Consider the following 16,294-nt stretch of genomic DNA (forward strand, 5'->3'; position numbering starts at 1 on the left):
TGAGATGACCGTTCCCTTTCCGCCGATGAAGCGGCCCCTGGTTGCGATCCTGCGCGGTGTCAAGCCCGAGGAGACCGAGGCCATTGTCGGCGCGCTGATCGAGGCCGGCATGACCGCGATCGAGATTCCCCTGAACTCGCCGGATCCGTTCCGCTCGATCGCCAGCGCCGCGAAGCTCGCACCGGCCGGCGTGCTGATCGGCGCCGGCACGGTGCTGGCCGCAGCAGATGTCGATCGTCTCAACGACGTCGGCGGCACGTTAATGGTCTCGCCGAATGTCGATACGCAGGTGCTCGCGCGCGCACACCAGTACGGCATGATCACGCTGCCCGGCGTGTTCTCGCCGACCGAAGCGCTGCTCGCGGCGCGCTCCGGCGCATCGGGCCTGAAATTCTTTCCGGCGAGCGTGCTCGGCGCGTCCGGCATTTCCGCGATCCGCGCTGTGCTTCCCGCAGGCGTGATGATCGCCGCCGTCGGTGGCGTCTCCGACCAGAATTTTGCGGAATACATCAAGGGCGGCGTCACAGCCTTCGGGCTCGGCTCCAGTCTCTACAAGCCCGGCATGACGTCGGCGGATGTTGCTGATCGCGCAAAGGTGACGATCGCCGCCTATGATCGGGCGATTGTGAAAGACTGAGGCGGCAATAAACAAGCCGTGATGTCGTCACGGTCGCCTTCTATCCTATCTTGTGGAACTTGCGAGATCAGGAGACCGACATGGCGATCAACAACATAGCCGATCTGTTCGTGGCAACGCTCGAGCAGGCCGGCGTCAAGCGCATCTATGGCATCGTCGGCGACAGCCTGAACGGTTTCACCGAGGCGCTGCGCCGCCGCGGCACCATCGAATGGGTGCATGTCCGCCACGAGGAGGTCGCGGCCTTCGCGGCCGCCGGCGAAGCCGAGATGACGGGGAGCCTTGCCGTGTGCGCCGGCTCCTGCGGCCCCGGCAATCTGCATCTGATCAACGGCCTATTCGATGCGCATCGCAGCCGCGTGCCGGTGCTGGCGATCGCGGCGCAGATCCCGTCGGCCGAGATCGGCGGCGGCTATTTCCAGGAAACCCATCCGCAAAACCTGTTTCGCGAATGCAGCCATTATTGCGAGCTGGTCTCGGATCCGAGCCAGTTGCCCTTCGTGCTGGAGAATGCGATCCGCGCGGCGGTGGGCCTGCGCGGCGTCGCTGTTATCGCCATGCCCGGCGACGTCGCCTTCCGCGCGCCGCCGAAGCGCGCGCTGTCGACGCCACGCGGGCTTGCGCTCGCAGCGCCCAAGGTCGTGCCGCAAGCCGATGAGCTGAAGGCGCTCGCGGATCTGCTCAACGGCGCCGAGCGCATCACCCTGTTTTGCGGCCGTGGCTGCGCCGGCGCGCATGCGCCGCTGATGCAGCTTGCCGAAGCCTTGAAGAGCCCGATCGTGCATGCGCTCGGCGGCAAGGAGCATGTCGAATACAATAATCCCTACGACGTCGGCATGACCGGTTTCATCGGATTCTCCTCGGGCTACGCCGCCATGCACGCCTGCGATGCGCTGGTGATGCTCGGCACGGATTTTCCCTACAAGCAGTTCTTCCCGACCGATGCCAAGGTCGCGCAGATCGACATTCGCCCGGAAAATCTGGGACGGCGGTGCCGGATCGATCTCGGCCTCGTCGGCGACGTCAAGCAGACGATCGAGGCGCTGCAGCCGCTGCTCAAGACCAAGACGCAGCGCAGCCATCTCGACGATGCCGTTGCGCATTACAAGAAGGCGCGCGAGGGGCTGGATTCACTCGCCAAGGGCACGCCCGGCAGCAAGCCGATCCATCCGCAATATCTGGCAAAAGTCATCAGCGACCACGCCTCCGACGATGCCGTCTTCACCGCCGATGTCGGCACGCCCACGGTGTGGGCTGCGCGCTATCTCAATATGAACGGCCGCCGCCGGCTGATCGGCTCCTTCGTGCATGGATCGATGGCCAACGCGATGCCGCAGGCGATCGGCGTCCAGGCCTCGCAGCCCGGCCGTCAGGTCATCTCGCTCTCCGGCGACGGCGGTTTCACCATGCTGATGGGCGACCTGATCACGCTGACGCAGATGAAGCTGCCGGTGAAAGTGGTCATCTTCAACAACGGTGTGCTCGGCTTCGTCGCGCTGGAGATGAAGGCGGCGGGCTTCGTCGACACCAATGTCGATCTGGAGAACCCTGATTTCGCCGCGATGGCGCGCGCGATGGGCATCTTTGCCAAGCGCGTCGAGGATCCGGGCGAGCTCCCCGGCGCGATGAAGGAGATGCTGGCGCACACTGGCCCGGCGCTGCTCGACGTCGTCACCGCCAAGCAGGAGCTGTCGATGCCGCCAACCATCACCGCCGAACAGGTCAAGGGTTTTAGCCTGTGGATTCTGCGCGCGGTGATGAACGGCCGCGGCGACGAGGTCTTGGATCTTGCGAAAACGAATCTGCTGTCGCGCTGATTTCGGCTGACGCGGTCTGGTTCACCTCTCCCGAAGGGAGAGGTCGGATCGCATGGAAAATGCGATCCGGGTGAGGGGTTACAGTCTCGCTGATCGCTGCGGCCCCTCACCCGGATTGCACTGGACGATGCTTCGCATCGCCAGGCGCAATCCGACCTCTCCCCGTCGGGGAGAGGTGTACCATTGCGCTAGCCGCGCTTCACCGACGGCACGGGCAACCGCTCATGGCGGCGCTGGAAGCGCTGCCAGTGCAGCACGATGCCGATCAGCGCGGCCGGAACGAAGCCGAGCACGATCAGGAAATGCGGCAGTTCCTTCGGCGAGATGAAGGCGATGGCGATGTCCGAGATCAGCCAGAGTGCTGCAAAAATCACCGCGAAATCGGTGCGCGGGCAGCGCAGATAGTAGAACACGGCGGTGATGACCACGGCGGGCCCGATCGCAATGGCGATCATGACCGCCGTCAGCTCCTTCGGCGTCGACGCGTCGAGCACCATCGACGCCAACAGCCAGATGGCGGCAAACATGGCGATGATGTCAATCGGATGTCGCAACCGAATACCTCTCGCGGGAATGCGCCATGGTTGAGTCCCAAGCCTTCGACGTCAAGCCTTCGACGTCAAGCCCGTTCCGTCAAGTAAAATACGCCTATTCCTCGTCGTTTCCCGGCGTCGGCCGCAGCATGAAATGCCCGAAGGCGGAGGCGATCGGCTTGTTCGGATCGTCCTGCCAGGCCCGTGCCTCGAACGCGACGATACGCCGGCCCTGTTTCACGATCGAGACATTGGCAATGGTGTCAAGCGCGCGGCCGGAGCGCAGATAGTTGACGGTCAGCCCGATCGGCTTCGGTAGCGGCGCGATCCCGAGCTCGCGCCGCACGCCGAGGATCGCGGTGGTCTCGAGGAAGGCGCCGGTCATGCCGCCATGGATCGCGGGGAGGATCGGGTTGCCGACGATCTTTGGCGAGAACGGCATTGTCAGCGTGCCGTCATCATTGACGCGAATACCGAGGCAGCGCGCGAACGGGCTGGTGGCGAACGGGCCGTCCGGATCCTCCGGCGACTCCAGCGTCGGGATGCTGCGCGAGTCCATCCGGCGGTCAGCAAGCATGTTGGTGCGGTTGGCGCCGATCATGAAGCAGGCGGTGGCGGTCGCCACCGGATCGCCCTCGGATTCCTGGTAAGCCGTGGAGCGCACGAATGCGATCGAGCGGGTGGTGCGGTAGCAGACCGAATGCGCCTTGATGGCGAGGCCGGGCGTGGCCGGCTTCTGATAGTCGATGCGCAGGTCGAGCGTCGCGATCGCGCTGGTGCCGTCGAGCGCAAGCTGCACCGCCATGCCGCAGCTCTCGTCCAGCATCGCGGTGACGACGCCGCCATGCAGCACACCGGTCTCGGTGTCGCCGACGAAGACGGGGCGATAAGGCAGGCTCGACCAGGCCTCGCCCGGTGCGAACCGGTCCAGCTGGAGTCCGCTGATATGGCCGTAATCGGAACGGCGGCCCTTGATCGCCTCGGCGAGTTCCTCGAAGGGAAGCGTGGTCGATGAATTGGACATGACGACGTTCTAGACCAGTGCCGGGCGCCGCGCAAAACCCCGCATGCATCGCCGTACAAGGCCGGTTTGGCCTCGACAGAGCCGGCCGAAGCACCGATGGTGGGCGTTCGTCCATTGCCCGCGAGGAGTATCCCATGGCTGACCCCGAAACGCCCGCTGCCAACCAGGGGCCCGTCACCATTTCGAGCTCCAGTTCCGAGCGGGCGCCGATCATTTATTTCGACGGTGCATCCTGCTTCGGCCACCACAACGGCGCGATCCAGATCGAGCTCGCCGCGAACCTCCTGATGCCGATCGGTGCCGCCGTCAGGGTCGACGTGGTCCAGACCGCCCATCTGCGCTGCAGTCCGGCTGCGGCGCTGGCCTTGCGTGAAGCACTCGACAAGGCGCTCGCGATGCTCAAGCTCGGACAGCAGCAGCCGGAAGAAGCGATCCCCGCCATGAAGAACTGAGGCGGTCGCGTGGGCCTGCATGGTTCGAGACGCGCCACAAGGCGGCGCTCCTCACCATGAGGGTCTGAGATGTCGCTGCGAAACCAAACCTCATCCCGAGGGCCCGCCATCGGCGGGCGTCTCGAAGGACGGCCGCGAGCGCGGCCTTCGAAACAAATAGGCCTACCTCAGCTCACATGCACCTTCGGCTTCCTGCCGCCGTTCCACTTGCCCTCGAGCGCGCGCTCGATCTGGGCGGCGAGTTGCAGCAGCAGGCCGTCGTTGGCCTGCTTGGCGATGGCCTGGATGCCGAGCGGCAGGTCGTGCCCTTGCGCGGCCATCGGCATCGAGATCGCCGGCATGCCGCAGAGATTGGCGAGCGGCGTGAAGGCGAAGAAGCGCCAGAGATTGCCGAACCAGTCGAGCACATCAGGATTATCCGAGATGGTGAGATATTCCTTCGTGCCGACCTTCGGCGTCGGCAACGCGGTGATCGGCGTCAGGATCACGTCCCACTGCTCGAAGAAGCTGCCGAAGCCGCGCGAGGTCGTGTTGAACACGGCTTGCATCTTCGCCCGATCGGCGAAGCTGGTGTGACGACCGGCTTCCCAGATGCGGATATTCATCGGCTCGATCAGATCCTCCGGCGGCCGCTCCAGCCCGCGCGCGGCGAGCATGTTGGAGATCACCACGGAAAAATTCGAGATGTAGCAGGTGGTCTGCGCCGCAAAGGCGGCGCGGAAATCGAGCTCAGGCAGCGCGTAGTCGACGTGATGGCCGAGGCCTTCGAGGAAGCGGCCGGTCTTTTCCAGCTCGGCTGCAATCTCTGGCGTCGCGGTGTAGTCGCCCCAGGTGTGCGACAGCGCGATGCGCAGCTTTGACGGATCGCGCTTGATCATCTCGGAATACGGCTGCGCCGTGGTCCAGAACGGCATGAACTCGCCGGGCGCAGGTCCGCGGGCATGGTCGACGAAAGCAGCGGTGTCGCGCACCGATCGCGACTGGCAGCCCTGGATCGAGACCAGGCCAGTGAGGTCGGACATGTGCGGCGCCAGCGAGAACACGCCGCGCGAAACTTTTAGCCCGATATTGCCGTTGACGCCGGCGGGAATGCGGATCGAGCCGCCGCCGTCGGTTGCGTGCGCGATCGGCACCACGCCGGCCGCGACCATCGCGGCGCTGCCCGCCGACGAGCCGCAGGTGGTGTAGTCGGTATTCCAGGGGTTGCGGGTGACATAGACGGCGGGATTGTCGGCCGATGAGCACACGCCGAATTCCGGCGTCGTCGTGCGACCGATCAAATTGAGGCCTGCCTGGCGGAATTTGCCGGTCAGGAACGTGTCGGCCGCGGCGCGATTGCCGCGCATCAACAGCGAGCCCATTTCCTGGAGGCGGCCTTTCATGGTCGGCCCGAGATCCTTCATCAGGAAGGGCAGGCCGGCGAACGGACCGGCGAGATTGGCGCCGTCCTTGGCCGGATCGGCGATCACGTCATCGAATAGCTCGACCACGCCCGACAGCGCCGGATTGACCTTGGCGACGGCCGCTACGGCCTGACGTGCCAGTTCCTTCGCCGTCAGCTCGCCCTTGCGGACGCGTGCCGCCAGGCCCACGCCATCGTGCTGCGCCCATTCGTTCCAGCTCATCGGCAAAGTCATGAAGTCAAAATCCTCTTGGAGTGCGGCGTCACCTTTTTCGCAAGGGCCCGGGTGAATCAACTGAGCCGCCGCGAAGGGCAGGGTTGCGCCGAACGGAGAGGTCGCTATCTCATCGCGCTTTAAGACAGCCGTGCGATCACTGCAACCGGTCCGCCGCCGGCGGGTCCCTGATGCTCGGCGCCGCCGGAGACGTAGACCGCGCTGGTGCCGGCAAGGCCGGCGATCAGGCCGCCGACCGCCGCGCGGGCATGGCGGGTCGAGCTGATGTCGGTGTCCTCCAGCATGGTGTGGCGGCAGCCGCGCACGGTGCCGTCAGGCGAAGCCTCGGCCTTGGCGAAGATGTTGACGAGCTCGCGGCCCGCTCTTGCCTGCGCGCCAAGTCCAACGCCAAGTCCAACGCCGCTCAGCGCCGATGCCACCGCCGGCGCGTCGATCGCGTCGCTCATCACGGCATGACCGATCTCGAATTCGCTCGCTGACGCCCCCGAATTGCCGAGCACGATGACGACGTTGTGCATCAGCTCGATCCCTGACGAGGTCGAGGCGACCTTCGAGAACAGATCGTAGCGCCGCAGCACGTCGTCATCGCGGACGTCGGATGCGATCTCGCCGAGCGCGACCGCGACGCCGAGCGCGGAGGCGCCGCGCGAATAGGCCATCGAGCTGTAAGCGCTGATCGTCACCGTCTTGTTGCCGCGCGCGGCCGCCGCCGCGACACGCTCGCTGGTGAGCAGCGGGCACTTGATCTGCACGAAATGGACATCAGCGGGATCAGTGATGCCGGCATCCGCCATCGCGGCCTTCACCGCGCTGGCGGTCTCGGTGATCTGTGCCGAGCGGCCAAGCTCTTCAGGCAGAAAATCGCGCGTCTGCGCCATGCCGATGCTCAGGCGCTTGCCAGTGATGCCTGCGGGCGGCTTCGCAACCTTTTGGCGCGTGAACACCGTGATGTGCGGGCTGAGCACGCCTTCGGTCCCGCCCGACATCACGAAGGCGATGCGCTGCTCGACCCCGTGCGGCGTCAGATCAAGCTTTGGCGCCAGCGCCGTGCACAGCGCAGCCACGGCATATTCCCGGGTGAAATCATTGACGCCGCCATTGCCTTCGGTTTTGCCGAGGATCGCCAGAATGGAGGTCGGATCGATCGCGCCTGTAACGATCAGGCTCATGAGGCCGGACACGTCGCCGGGGCCCCTGGTGGCGACCTTGAAGACGCCGACCGATATTGTCCGCATGGATGCTCCTCGTGGAGTTCGGTGGTCCGGCAGGGGCAACCAGCCGTGGGAGCGGGGTGGATGTCAAGGTGCATACCGTACGTAGCCCGGATTGCGCTTCGCGTAATCCGGGGTGGCGTCCCCGCATTCCGCTTCGCTCCATGCGGGCTACAAGATCCTGCGTTGCCCGCCGGGCGAAACACGATCGCTGGGTCAATCGGCGCGCATCAAAATATTCCACTTTACCGAAATTCGGAATTATCGTATGTGTTGCCCATCCTGATCCGGCGAAAAGGGGCGGTCGTACGTCGTCACGAGCCGCGGATCGGGCTGCGGTGGACGCGAGCGGCGCCGTCGCGGATGCGGGTGGCAGGGCGGGGCAGTGGATTGAGCCGAGCCCCGTGAGCCGCTTGCAAGCCGCGTTGTACGAACGGCGCTCAATGCCTGTGACGCCCTCGGGCGAAGCGGGACATGTCCGGCGAAGCCTTTTGGCGAAGCCGGATGCTTGCGTACGGCAAAACCGTGTGGTCCTGGCCGTCGTCGCTACGGTCAAGCTCTTCGCGGAGGCGGCACTGGCGCCAACCGGCGCGGTGTCGGCGAATTCCGTGGGGCGAGGGAGGCCAGAAGGAACTCGGCTCCCGGGAGAGCACGGCATAAGCCGTCCAACCACTGCGCAGGGAAGGCCGTGTGTTCGGCACCACCTGTATGCTGCTGTGCGGTCTCTTTGCGCACCATTTTCGCGCAGCAGACCGCGGGTGCGAGGTCAGCACCCGGCCTTCCCTGCGCCCTTTGTTCGGAGGGCGTGAAGCGAAGAGCAAAACTCGGGCGGAATGCGCCGCGAGGCGGCAAAGGTGTGTCTGCGGTTCGAAGGTTGGATGGATGGATGATTCAAACACGGTCTCGTGCCCCGGACGCAGCGCAGCGCCCCGGCGATGCGAAGCATCGTCCGGTGCGGTGCGCTGCAGAGCCGGGGCCCATCTTGCCGCGCACCGTGCCGCCTTCTGGATCCCGGCTCTGCGCAGCAACGCCAAGACCGGGACACGAGAGCGCCAATACCCGCGACATCCCCACGATTGTGGCGAGATCGCATCGGTTCGACAAAAAATCCTCTGTCGACGGTTGCGCGCCGCACCTTGATGAATCAACCTTGGTTGGTCCATAAGCGGCGTCCCGCGGCCGGATTTCGGTTTGTGTCGCGGGCTTGGATATAGAGGAAATCTCGCGTGGCAAATATCAACCAGAAAATTGCGCAGGAGCTTGGGGTACGGGCGGAGCAGGTCGAGGCGACGGTGACGTTGCTCGACGGCGGCGCCACGGTTCCCTTCATCGCGCGCTACCGCAAGGAAGCGACTGGTGCGCTCGACGACGCGCAATTGCGCACCCTGGAGGAGCGCCTGGGCTATTTGCGCGAGCTCGAAGATCGCCGCAAGGCCATCCTCGAATCAGTCCGCGAGCAGGGCAAGCTCGATGCCGCGCTGGAGGCCTCCATTCTTGCCGCCGACAGCAAGGCGCGCCTGGAAGACATCTATCTGCCGTTCAAGCCGAAGCGCCGCACCAAGGCCGAGATCGCCAAGGAGGCCGGCCTCGAGCCGCTCGCCAACCAGCTCATGGCTGAGCCCGGCAATGATCCCAAGGTCGTCGCCGAAGGCTTCATCAACGCCGAGAAGGGCGTCGCGGATGCCGTGGCCGCGCTCGACGGCGCCCGCGCCATCCTGGTCGAACGCTTTGACGAAGACGCCGATCTGATCGGCGTGCTGCGCGAGGAGATGTGGACCAACGCGCGCATGGCCTCGAAGGTGCGCGACGGCAAGAAGACCGAGGGCGAAAAATTCGCCGACTATTTTGATTTCTCCGAGCCGCTGACCAAGCTGCCGTCGCATCGCATCCTCGCGATGTTCCGCGGCGAGAAGGAAGAGATCCTCGATCTCCAGATCCAGGCCGAAGCCGAGGTGCCGCCGGCGGGCGTCCCGGGCGCCTATGAACTGAAGATCATGAAGCGGTTCGGCATCACCGACCTCAAGCGCGCCGGCGATCGCTGGCTGATCGACACCGTGCGCTGGGCCTGGCGCACCAAGATCCAGGTGCATCTCAACATCGACCTGCGCATGCGGCTGTGGAACGCGGCCGAGACTGAGGCCGTGCGCGTGTTCGCTTCGAATTTGCGCGACCTCCTGCTGGCCGCGCCCGCCGGCACCCGCGCCACCATGGGGCTCGACCCCGGCTACCGCACCGGCGTCAAGGTCGCGGTGACCGATGCGACCGGCAAGGTGGTCGATACCGCCGTGATCTATCCGCATGAACCGCAGCGGCAGTGGAATGAGTCGCTCGCGATCCTCGGCAAGCTCGCGATCAAGCACCGCGTCGAGCTGATCGCGATCGGCAACGGCACCGCCTCGCGCGAAACCGACAAGCTCGCGGGCGATCTGGTCAAGGGCCTCGCCGAATTGAAGATGAGCAAGATCGTGGTGTCGGAAGCCGGCGCGTCGGTCTATTCGGCCTCGGCTTTCGCCTCGGAGGAATTGCCTGATCTCGACGTCACCCTGCGCGGCGCGGTCTCGATCGCCCGTCGTCTGCAGGATCCGCTCGCCGAGCTCGTCAAGATCGAGCCCAAGGCGATCGGCGTCGGCCAGTATCAGCACGATCTCGGCCAGGCCAAGCTGGCCAAATCGCTCGATGCCGTGGTCGAAGACTGCGTGAACGCGGTCGGCGTCGACGTCAACACGGCGTCCGCGCCGCTGCTCGCCCGCGTGTCGGGCGTCGGCTCCGGCCTTGCCCAGAGCATCGTGGCGCACCGTGATGCCAACGGTCCATTCAAGTCGCGCAAGGCGCTGAAGGAGGTGCCACGGCTCGGCCCGAAGGCGTTCGAGCAGTGCGCCGGCTTCCTGCGCATCCTTGGCGGCGAGGATCCGCTCGATGCCTCCGGCGTGCATCCGGAAGCCTATCCGGTGGTACGCCGGATTCTCAGCGCCACCAAGAGCGACATCAAGGCGCTGATTGGCAGCAGCGAGATCGTGCGCACCCTGAAGCCGAAGGATTTCGTCGACGAGACCTTCGGTCTGCCGACCGTCACCGACATTCTGCGCGAGCTGGAAAAGCCCGGCCGCGACCCGCGTCCGGCGTTCAAGGCCGCGGTGTTCAAGGAGGGCGTCGAGGAGATCAAGCATCTCCAGAAGGGCATGATCCTCGAAGGCACCGTGACCAACGTCGCCGCTTTCGGCGCCTTCGTCGACATCGGCGTGCACCAGGATGGCCTCGTGCACATCTCGGCGATGTCGAAAACCTTCATCAAGGATCCGCGCGAGGTGGTGAAGCCGGGCGACATCGTCAAGGTGAAGGTGCTTGACTTCGAGGTCGCCCGCAAGCGCATCTCGCTGACGCTCCGTCTCGACGACGAGGTCGGCGCCAAGAAAGACGCCCCCGGCATGCAGCGCGACAACACGCGCAACCCCAACCGCATGACCTCGTCGCCGCCGCGCAAGCAGGAATCTTCCAGCGGTGGCGGCGCGCTTGCCGAGGCGTTGCGTAAGGCTGCGGAGAAGAACGGCGGCAAGCGGGCGTAGGCTTCTTAACTTCCGCGTCAGAATCTGGCGCATTTGTAAGTTGAAGGAGAGCGCTCCTTCTCCTCATCTGATCATCCTCGTGCGGCGCGGTCACCGCCGCACTGCAAGGAGGATGTTTCGATGAACAACAGGCTTCTCAAAGGTCTCACTGCGGCGACGATCGCCGCGGTGATGGCGCTCGCTTCGCCGGTGCTCGCCCGAGGTGGAGGCGGGGGCGGCGGTCATGGCGGCGGCGGTGGCGCACGCGGCGGCGGCTTCGGCGGTGGTGGCCATTTCGGTGGCGGCGGCATCGGTGGCGGAATGCACGGCGGAGGCTTCGGCGGCGGCATGCACGCAGGCGGCTTCGGCGGGATGCATGTCGGCGGCATGGGTGGCGGTGCGCACTTCGCCCATGTCGGTGGACCAGGCTTTAGTGGACCGGCCTTCGGCGGCGCGCGCTTCGCGCATGCGGCGATCGGGCCGCGCTTCGCCGGCGCCGGTTGGCACGGTCGGCCCTTTATCGGCCGTCACGCCTTCTTCTTCCACCACCATCATCATTTCCGCCGTTTCGCCGTGTTCGGCGCGCCCTACTATGCCAACTATTACGACGATGGCTGCTGGCGTAGGAGCTTGACGCCTTATGGGTGGCAATGGGTCAATGTGTGCGGGGAGAATTGGTACTAGCATCGCTGGACCGCACCATTGTCGCGATCGCCACCGGGTGGTTCCGCTCAGCCCCGGAACGGGATAGTCTGGTGGCGATCGTCGCGCGGAGTTTGTCATGACCGGAGGTCACCGCCGCATCCTGGTCGTCGAGGACGATCCGGAAACCGCAGGCCAGCTCGTCGAGGAGCTGACGACGTCCGGCTACGACGTCGATCTCGCCGCCACCGGGCGTGAAGCCCTCAGCCACGGCGTCGCGCGCGACTATGCCGTGATCACCATCGACCGCATGCTGCCAGATATCGACGGCATCACCGTGATGCGGCAGATGCGTGACGACGGCGTTGCCTCGCCCTTCCTGATCATCTCCGCGCTCGGCGAGGTCGACGACCGCGTGCGCGGCCTGCGCGCCGGCGGCGACGATTATCTCGTCAAACCGTTCTCCTTCGTCGAGCTGCTCGCACGCCTCGAGGCGCTCGGCCGCCGCAGTGAGACCATCGCCAAGGAAACCATTTTGAGGGTCGGCGATCTCGCCGTCGACCTGATCGCGCGCAACGCCAGCCGCCGCGGCCGCAAGATTCCATTGCTGCCGCGTGAATTCCAACTGCTCGAATATCTCGTCCGCAACGAGGGACGCGTCGTGTCCCGCGCGATGCTGCTCCAGCATGTCTGGGACCTGCATTTCGATCCCTCCACCAACATCATCGACGTCTATGTCGGACGCGTCCGCCGCAAGGTCGACGATGCCCAGGCCTATCCGCTGATCCACACCATCCGCGGCATTGGATATTGCCTCCGTGCTCCTGGCTAACACGCTCCGTTCCTCGACCTTCCGCCTGGCGCTGATCGCGATCGCGATCTTCGGCCTGATCGTCGCGGCGATCATGGCCTACGTCTATTTTGGCACGCTCGCTTATGTGCGGAGCCGGGTCGGCGATATCGGCGACCACAGCGCCTTCACCGCGATGATCGAGCTGGCGATGATCGCAGTCGCCGTATTGCTGGTTGTGCTGGCCGGCCTTGCCGCCGTGCTGGTGACGCGGCGAACGGTCGGACGGATCGAGGAGATCAACGCCACCAGCCGCGCCATCATGCTGTCCGGCCTCGACCGGCGCATTCCCCTGCGCGGCAGCCACGACGAATGGGACCGCGTCGCCGAAAACCTCAACCTGATGCTCGATCGGATCGAGACGCTGATGGGCGAGGTCAAGCAGGTCAGCGATAATGTCGCGCATGATCTGCGCACGCCGCTGACGCGCATGCGGGGCCGGCTGGAAAAGGCCTATCACCACGAGCGCGACAGTGAGGCCGATGCCGCGCTGATCGGCGATACCATCGCCGATCTCGATGCCGTGCTTGGCATGTTCGCCTCGATCACGCGGATCTCGGAGATCGAGACCCGTGCCCGCAGGAGCGCGTTTCGCGCGCTCAACCTTGCCGAGATCGCCGGCGAGGTCGTCGAGCTCTACGACGCCGCCGCCGAACAGGTCGCGACGCGCCTGAGCCTCGGTGGTGACCGCGAGGTCGCCGTGACCGGCGACCGCGACCTCCTGTTCGATGCCATCGCCAATCTCGTCGACAATGCGATCAAGCACGGCCGCGCGGGAGGGAAGGTCACCGTGACCTGCCGCAACGCCGGTGACGGCGCGACGATTGCGATCGTCGATGATGGTCCGGGCATTGCGGCCGACCAGCATGATCACGTGTTCAAGCGCTTCTACCGGCTTGAGCAGAGCCGCTACACGCCGGGCAACGGCCTGGGCCTGAGCCTGGTCGCGGCGGTGTCACGCCTCCACGGCGCCGAGATCGCGCTGCATGACAGCGCGCCGGGCCTGACGGTTCAGCTCAGCTTCCCGGCGACCTCAGCGCAATGAGCTCAACTGCGCTAAAGCTCGATCACGCCGCGGCGCGCCGCATGCGCCACCGCATCGGTGCGGCCGGTGGCGTCCAGCTTGTCGAGCAGCGAGCCGACGTGGAATTTCACGGTGTGCACGGAGATGTTGAGCTGGCGCGCGATCATCTTGTTGGAGGAACCTTCCGCCATCAACGCGAGCACATCGAGTTCGCGCTGCGTCAGCGCAATGTCCTCCGGCATGACGCGCGGATCGCGTGCGACGACGCTCGCCGTGGCGGTCTCGCCGGGGGCGGCAAGGCGCAGCCCCGCGACATTGCCGAGCAGCGTCGCGAGGCGGTCGGCCAGCGTGGGATCGTCGATCTCCAGGGACAGCACGATCTCGGGTGCGTTGTCCTCGCTCACGCCTCAGGCCTCTCGCCAATCGTGACCTTGAAGCTCGCCGGCTCGCCGCCGCGGCGGACGGCGACATCGACCACCTGGCCGACGCTCGCAGGTCCCAGTGTTCGCAATAGTGCGCGCACGCCGGAAAGCTTCTGGTCGTTGACCGCCACGATCATGTCGCCCTGGCGGATGCCGGCCGCGGCCGCCGGACCGGCTTTGTCGACATTCATCACCATGGCGCCGATGCCGTCGTCGAGTCGCAGCGGCTGCAGCCCGAGCCCGAGATACCCGCGCGCGATGCGGCCGCGCGTCTCGAGCTGCGCCGCAACGCGCTCAATCGTCGCGGTCGGGATCACCAGCACGCGCCGCGGTCCGAGCACGGCCATGCCGAAGGCCTCGCCCGATGCGTCGAGGGCAAGGCCGCCTTCCTGGCTCGGACGCAGGCGAACATCGAGCTCGATCCGCGCATCGATCTCGCCGCCGCGCAAGGAGCGCCAGCTCTTGGCCGACACCGACACCATCCCGAGCGCCGCGCTCGGCGTATCGCGATTGGTGGCGACCACGACAGACAGCGTGCCGAGGGCAGGGACCGTCGCGGCGAGCTTGACCGGGGCGATGCTGGTATCGGCACGCAGCAACGCGATATCGGTGGTGTGGTCGCGACCGACGATCGTGGCAGCAGCCGTGCTGCCGTCGGCGAGGACGATCTGGACGTCGCCCTCGTCCGCCAGTGCCTCGTCGGCGGTCACGATCAGGCCCGGCTTCCAGACGAAGCCGGTTGAGCGGGAGCGATGCGAATGCACGGAGACGACGGACGGCGCGATGCTCGCCACGACATCCGCGAGCGCGGACGACAGCGAGGTGAGAGGGGTGAAGTCGGTCATGGAAGGCTCCTGTAAGCTGTCCACAATTTGGGATGTTTCCGGCAATTGCGAAACTGGCCGGGTGGCCAGTCCACCGTGGGACCGCGGCCGACGAACCACTCACGGGAACGTGTAGCAGCATCGAAAATTGCGCGGGGAAGGCGTCACAATGTACGGGCGGCAGCTCAGAGCTCGCGATAGCTCCGCTCGCCGGTTTCGGGCCGCATGAACACGGCGACGCCGAACGGAAAGAAATGGCCGGCGACGAGCAGCAGGATTGCGATCAGGAGCGCGGCGATGCCGATCGGCAGCAACATGTCAGCGCGTGGGTGGCTCGATGGAACGGTTCATTGTCGTTTTAGCGAGAGGGACGGCGCGGGGGCGAACGACCCCCGCGTGGTCAGTGGTGCACGTTCAGCCGCGTGCCACGGGGTTGATCGAGACGTCGGCGCCGGCATGCTTCTGCGCGGCCTGGAAGCCGGCCGTGATGCCTTGCTCGACTGATTTCCGCACGTTCTCGTCGGTGATCTGTTTCGCCACATTGGACACCGCCGCCAGGATCATCGCATCCTGGAAAAGGGCCGGATAGTTGTGCGGATTGGGGCCGGGCTTGCCCCAGTTGATCGGGATCTGAAAGATCGGTAGGAAGAAGCAATGTCGTGCGCCACCGAAGTTGATGCAAATTTCCATGACCTGACTCCTCGCTAAGGGATCGCTGCGCTTGTTGTCCGCAGCGCCCGCGACGCTAGACCCCGGTGGCCAAGTCCGGTGTGAAGCCGTTCACACCGAAAGGATGCATAAGATTGCGTCAAGTATTATTGATTGTGAGCGCGGAGGCGTCAGCCTGCCTGACGTTCCAGCGCGCGCGCTCGGGCGCGCAGATGCGCAGTTCTTCAAAACTGGTCAATGCCGAAGCATCGGTCGCGTTGCCGCGCCGAGGACATTGTCCCAGCGGTAGGAATAGCCGACACCGATGATGTAGTCCGGCGAATTCCGGTTGAGGCCGAGGGCCAGGTGGAAGTCGAGTTGTTCGGTCCGGTTCAAGAGATAGCCGCCGCCGACATTGAGTAGCGCCGTGCTCGCGCCGCGCGAGGGATAGTCGCCGACATATTCGGCGAACAGCGCCAGCTTGTCGCTGACCTTCCGTTCGATCACGAAGGTCGCCTCGCTGGTCTGGCGGTTGGCGAAATCGAATGGCCGGAAGAAGCTCGTGAACATGCCGCTGATGCCCCAGCCGCCGCCGAGCTCGTAGGACCAGGGAAATTGCAGATACGGTTGAAAGCCTGCGCCGGTGATCGCGGGCGTGCCGGTCGGCAGGCCGACTCCGAACACCACCGAGAGGTTCGCGGGCTCAGGCAGTCCGCTGACCTGCCATTTCACGCCGGGGGTGACATTGGTGAAACCGGTGTCGACCGTGCCGGTCAGCCGTCCGACATAGCTTGGCACGTCCACCAGCACTTCGAGGCACGGCGCGACGCCGAAACGGAGACGGCTGTTGCTTCCGTCGAAGCCCTTGCCGGCGCTTTGGCCGAAGGTGTTGAGGCCGTTCTCGATCTGGATGCTGCCATCAGGCACGACCAGGCTGGAATTGGTCACGTCAGGGCGATCGGTCGCGATCTCCGATTGCGGCGAGGGGCATTCACCGGCCTGAGCCATGCCGGGGCACAGCGCGGCGGCAA

At 65.5% G+C, this 16,294-nt stretch carries 16 protein-coding genes; 7 read left to right on the plus strand and 9 right to left on the minus strand.

Translation table 11 applies throughout. The annotated features are described in order from the left end of the window. Positions 1–4: 4 nt before the first annotated feature. The gene (locus ACP2YP_RS08160; RefSeq protein WP_426423532.1) at positions 5–637 is read left to right on the plus strand and encodes a 2-dehydro-3-deoxy-6-phosphogalactonate aldolase; all 633 of its coding nucleotides are present in this window, start codon (positions 5–7) and stop codon (positions 635–637) included. 80 nt (positions 638–717) lie between these two features. Further along, entirely contained in the window at positions 718–2,454 is a 1,737-nt protein-coding gene (gene poxB / locus ACP2YP_RS08165) for a ubiquinone-dependent pyruvate dehydrogenase (RefSeq protein ID WP_426423533.1), read from the plus strand. Between the two features lie 188 nt (positions 2,455–2,642). On the opposite strand, the gene ACP2YP_RS08170 is transcribed toward poxB, so the two are convergent. Next, positions 2,643–3,008 carry a hypothetical protein gene (locus ACP2YP_RS08170; protein WP_426423535.1) on the minus strand — a complete coding sequence of 122 codons (366 nt, stop codon included), beginning with the start codon at positions 3,006–3,008 and terminating at the stop codon, positions 2,643–2,645. Between the two features lie 94 nt (positions 3,009–3,102). After that, positions 3,103–4,011, minus strand: coding sequence for a PaaI family thioesterase (locus ACP2YP_RS08175; RefSeq protein ID WP_426423537.1), 909 nt, complete (start codon positions 4,009–4,011; stop codon positions 3,103–3,105). Between the two features lie 134 nt (positions 4,012–4,145). Between ACP2YP_RS08175 and ACP2YP_RS08180 the strand changes: the two genes are divergently transcribed. Further along, positions 4,146–4,463 carry a hypothetical protein gene (locus tag ACP2YP_RS08180; RefSeq protein WP_426423539.1) on the plus strand — a complete coding sequence of 106 codons (318 nt, stop codon included), beginning with the start codon at positions 4,146–4,148 and terminating at the stop codon, positions 4,461–4,463. Between the two features lie 167 nt (positions 4,464–4,630). Here ACP2YP_RS08180 and ACP2YP_RS08185 read toward each other — a convergent pair whose 3' ends face one another. Both ACP2YP_RS08185 and ACP2YP_RS08190 read right to left on the minus strand, forming a co-directional pair. Continuing rightward, entirely contained in the window at positions 4,631–6,100 is a 1,470-nt protein-coding gene (locus ACP2YP_RS08185) for an amidase (protein WP_426423540.1), read from the minus strand. Positions 6,101–6,219: 119 nt separating this feature from the next. Continuing rightward, positions 6,220–7,335, minus strand: coding sequence for a ring-opening amidohydrolase (locus tag ACP2YP_RS08190; RefSeq protein ID WP_426423541.1), 1,116 nt, complete (start codon positions 7,333–7,335; stop codon positions 6,220–6,222). Positions 7,336–8,537: 1,202 nt separating this feature from the next. On the opposite strand from ACP2YP_RS08190, the gene ACP2YP_RS08195 reads away from it, so the two are divergent. The 4 genes from ACP2YP_RS08195 to ACP2YP_RS08210 all read left to right on the plus strand — a co-directional run bounded on the left by ACP2YP_RS08195 (position 8,538) and on the right by ACP2YP_RS08210 (position 13,390). Next, positions 8,538–10,874 carry a Tex family protein gene (locus ACP2YP_RS08195; protein ID WP_426423542.1) on the plus strand — a complete coding sequence of 779 codons (2,337 nt, stop codon included), beginning with the start codon at positions 8,538–8,540 and terminating at the stop codon, positions 10,872–10,874. A gap of 120 nt (positions 10,875–10,994) precedes the next feature. Then, positions 10,995–11,537 (plus strand): hypothetical protein, encoded by a 543-nt coding sequence (locus tag ACP2YP_RS08200; protein ID WP_426423543.1) that lies wholly within the window; start codon positions 10,995–10,997, stop codon positions 11,535–11,537. Between the two features lie 97 nt (positions 11,538–11,634). Beyond that, entirely contained in the window at positions 11,635–12,327 is a 693-nt protein-coding gene (locus ACP2YP_RS08205) for a response regulator transcription factor (RefSeq protein WP_200469931.1), read from the plus strand. Beyond that, positions 12,314–13,390 (plus strand): sensor histidine kinase, encoded by a 1,077-nt coding sequence (locus ACP2YP_RS08210; protein ID WP_426423545.1) that lies wholly within the window; start codon positions 12,314–12,316, stop codon positions 13,388–13,390. Before ACP2YP_RS08205 ends, ACP2YP_RS08210 begins: the two co-directional genes overlap by 14 nt. A gap of 11 nt (positions 13,391–13,401) precedes the next feature. On the opposite strand, the gene ACP2YP_RS08215 is transcribed toward ACP2YP_RS08210, so the two are convergent. The 5 genes from ACP2YP_RS08215 to ACP2YP_RS08235 all read right to left on the minus strand — a co-directional run bounded on the left by ACP2YP_RS08215 (position 13,402) and on the right by ACP2YP_RS08235 (position 16,271). Then, a complete protein-coding gene (locus ACP2YP_RS08215) occupies positions 13,402–13,773 on the minus strand; it encodes a response regulator transcription factor (protein ID WP_426423547.1) in 372 nt (123 codons plus the stop codon). Then, complete coding sequence (locus tag ACP2YP_RS08220) at positions 13,770–14,636, minus strand: S1C family serine protease (RefSeq protein WP_426423548.1); 867 nt, start codon at positions 14,634–14,636, stop codon at positions 13,770–13,772. The genes ACP2YP_RS08215 and ACP2YP_RS08220 overlap by 4 nt, the downstream gene beginning before the upstream one ends. A 164-nt stretch (positions 14,637–14,800) precedes the next feature. Further along, positions 14,801–14,932: a hypothetical protein gene (locus ACP2YP_RS08225; protein ID WP_426423549.1), complete on the minus strand. Its 132-nt coding sequence runs from the start codon at positions 14,930–14,932 to the stop codon at positions 14,801–14,803. 97 nt (positions 14,933–15,029) lie between these two features. Further along, positions 15,030–15,305 carry a hypothetical protein gene (locus ACP2YP_RS08230; RefSeq protein WP_426423551.1) on the minus strand — a complete coding sequence of 92 codons (276 nt, stop codon included), beginning with the start codon at positions 15,303–15,305 and terminating at the stop codon, positions 15,030–15,032. 213 nt (positions 15,306–15,518) lie between these two features. Then, a complete protein-coding gene (locus ACP2YP_RS08235) occupies positions 15,519–16,271 on the minus strand; it encodes a transporter (RefSeq protein WP_426423553.1) in 753 nt (250 codons plus the stop codon). Between the last annotated feature and the right edge of the window lie 23 nt (positions 16,272–16,294).

Source organism: Bradyrhizobium genosp. A (assembly GCF_049949275.1).
Taxonomy (GTDB): Bacteria; Pseudomonadota; Alphaproteobacteria; order Rhizobiales; family Xanthobacteraceae; genus Bradyrhizobium.

Coding starts and splice junctions, on each gene's coding strand:
- ACP2YP_RS08160 (WP_426423532.1), top strand. CDS start 5: ATGACCGTTCCCTTTCCGCCGATGAAGCGGCCCCTGGTTGCGATCCTG.
- poxB (WP_426423533.1), top strand. CDS start 718: ATGGCGATCAACAACATAGCCGATCTGTTCGTGGCAACGCTCGAGCAG.
- ACP2YP_RS08175 (WP_426423537.1), bottom strand. CDS start 4,011: ATGTCCAATTCATCGACCACGCTTCCCTTCGAGGAACTCGCCGAGGCG.
- ACP2YP_RS08180 (WP_426423539.1), top strand. CDS start 4,146: ATGGCTGACCCCGAAACGCCCGCTGCCAACCAGGGGCCCGTCACCATT.
- ACP2YP_RS08185 (WP_426423540.1), bottom strand. CDS start 6,100: ATGACTTTGCCGATGAGCTGGAACGAATGGGCGCAGCACGATGGCGTG.
- ACP2YP_RS08190 (WP_426423541.1), bottom strand. CDS start 7,335: ATGCGGACAATATCGGTCGGCGTCTTCAAGGTCGCCACCAGGGGCCCC.
- ACP2YP_RS08200 (WP_426423543.1), top strand. CDS start 10,995: ATGAACAACAGGCTTCTCAAAGGTCTCACTGCGGCGACGATCGCCGCG.
- ACP2YP_RS08205 (WP_200469931.1), top strand. CDS start 11,635: ATGACCGGAGGTCACCGCCGCATCCTGGTCGTCGAGGACGATCCGGAA.
- ACP2YP_RS08220 (WP_426423548.1), bottom strand. CDS start 14,636: ATGACCGACTTCACCCCTCTCACCTCGCTGTCGTCCGCGCTCGCGGAT.
- ACP2YP_RS08225 (WP_426423549.1), bottom strand. CDS start 14,932: ATGTTGCTGCCGATCGGCATCGCCGCGCTCCTGATCGCAATCCTGCTG.
- ACP2YP_RS08230 (WP_426423551.1), bottom strand. CDS start 15,305: ATGGAAATTTGCATCAACTTCGGTGGCGCACGACATTGCTTCTTCCTA.
- ACP2YP_RS08235 (WP_426423553.1), bottom strand. CDS start 16,271: ATGGCTCAGGCCGGTGAATGCCCCTCGCCGCAATCGGAGATCGCGACC.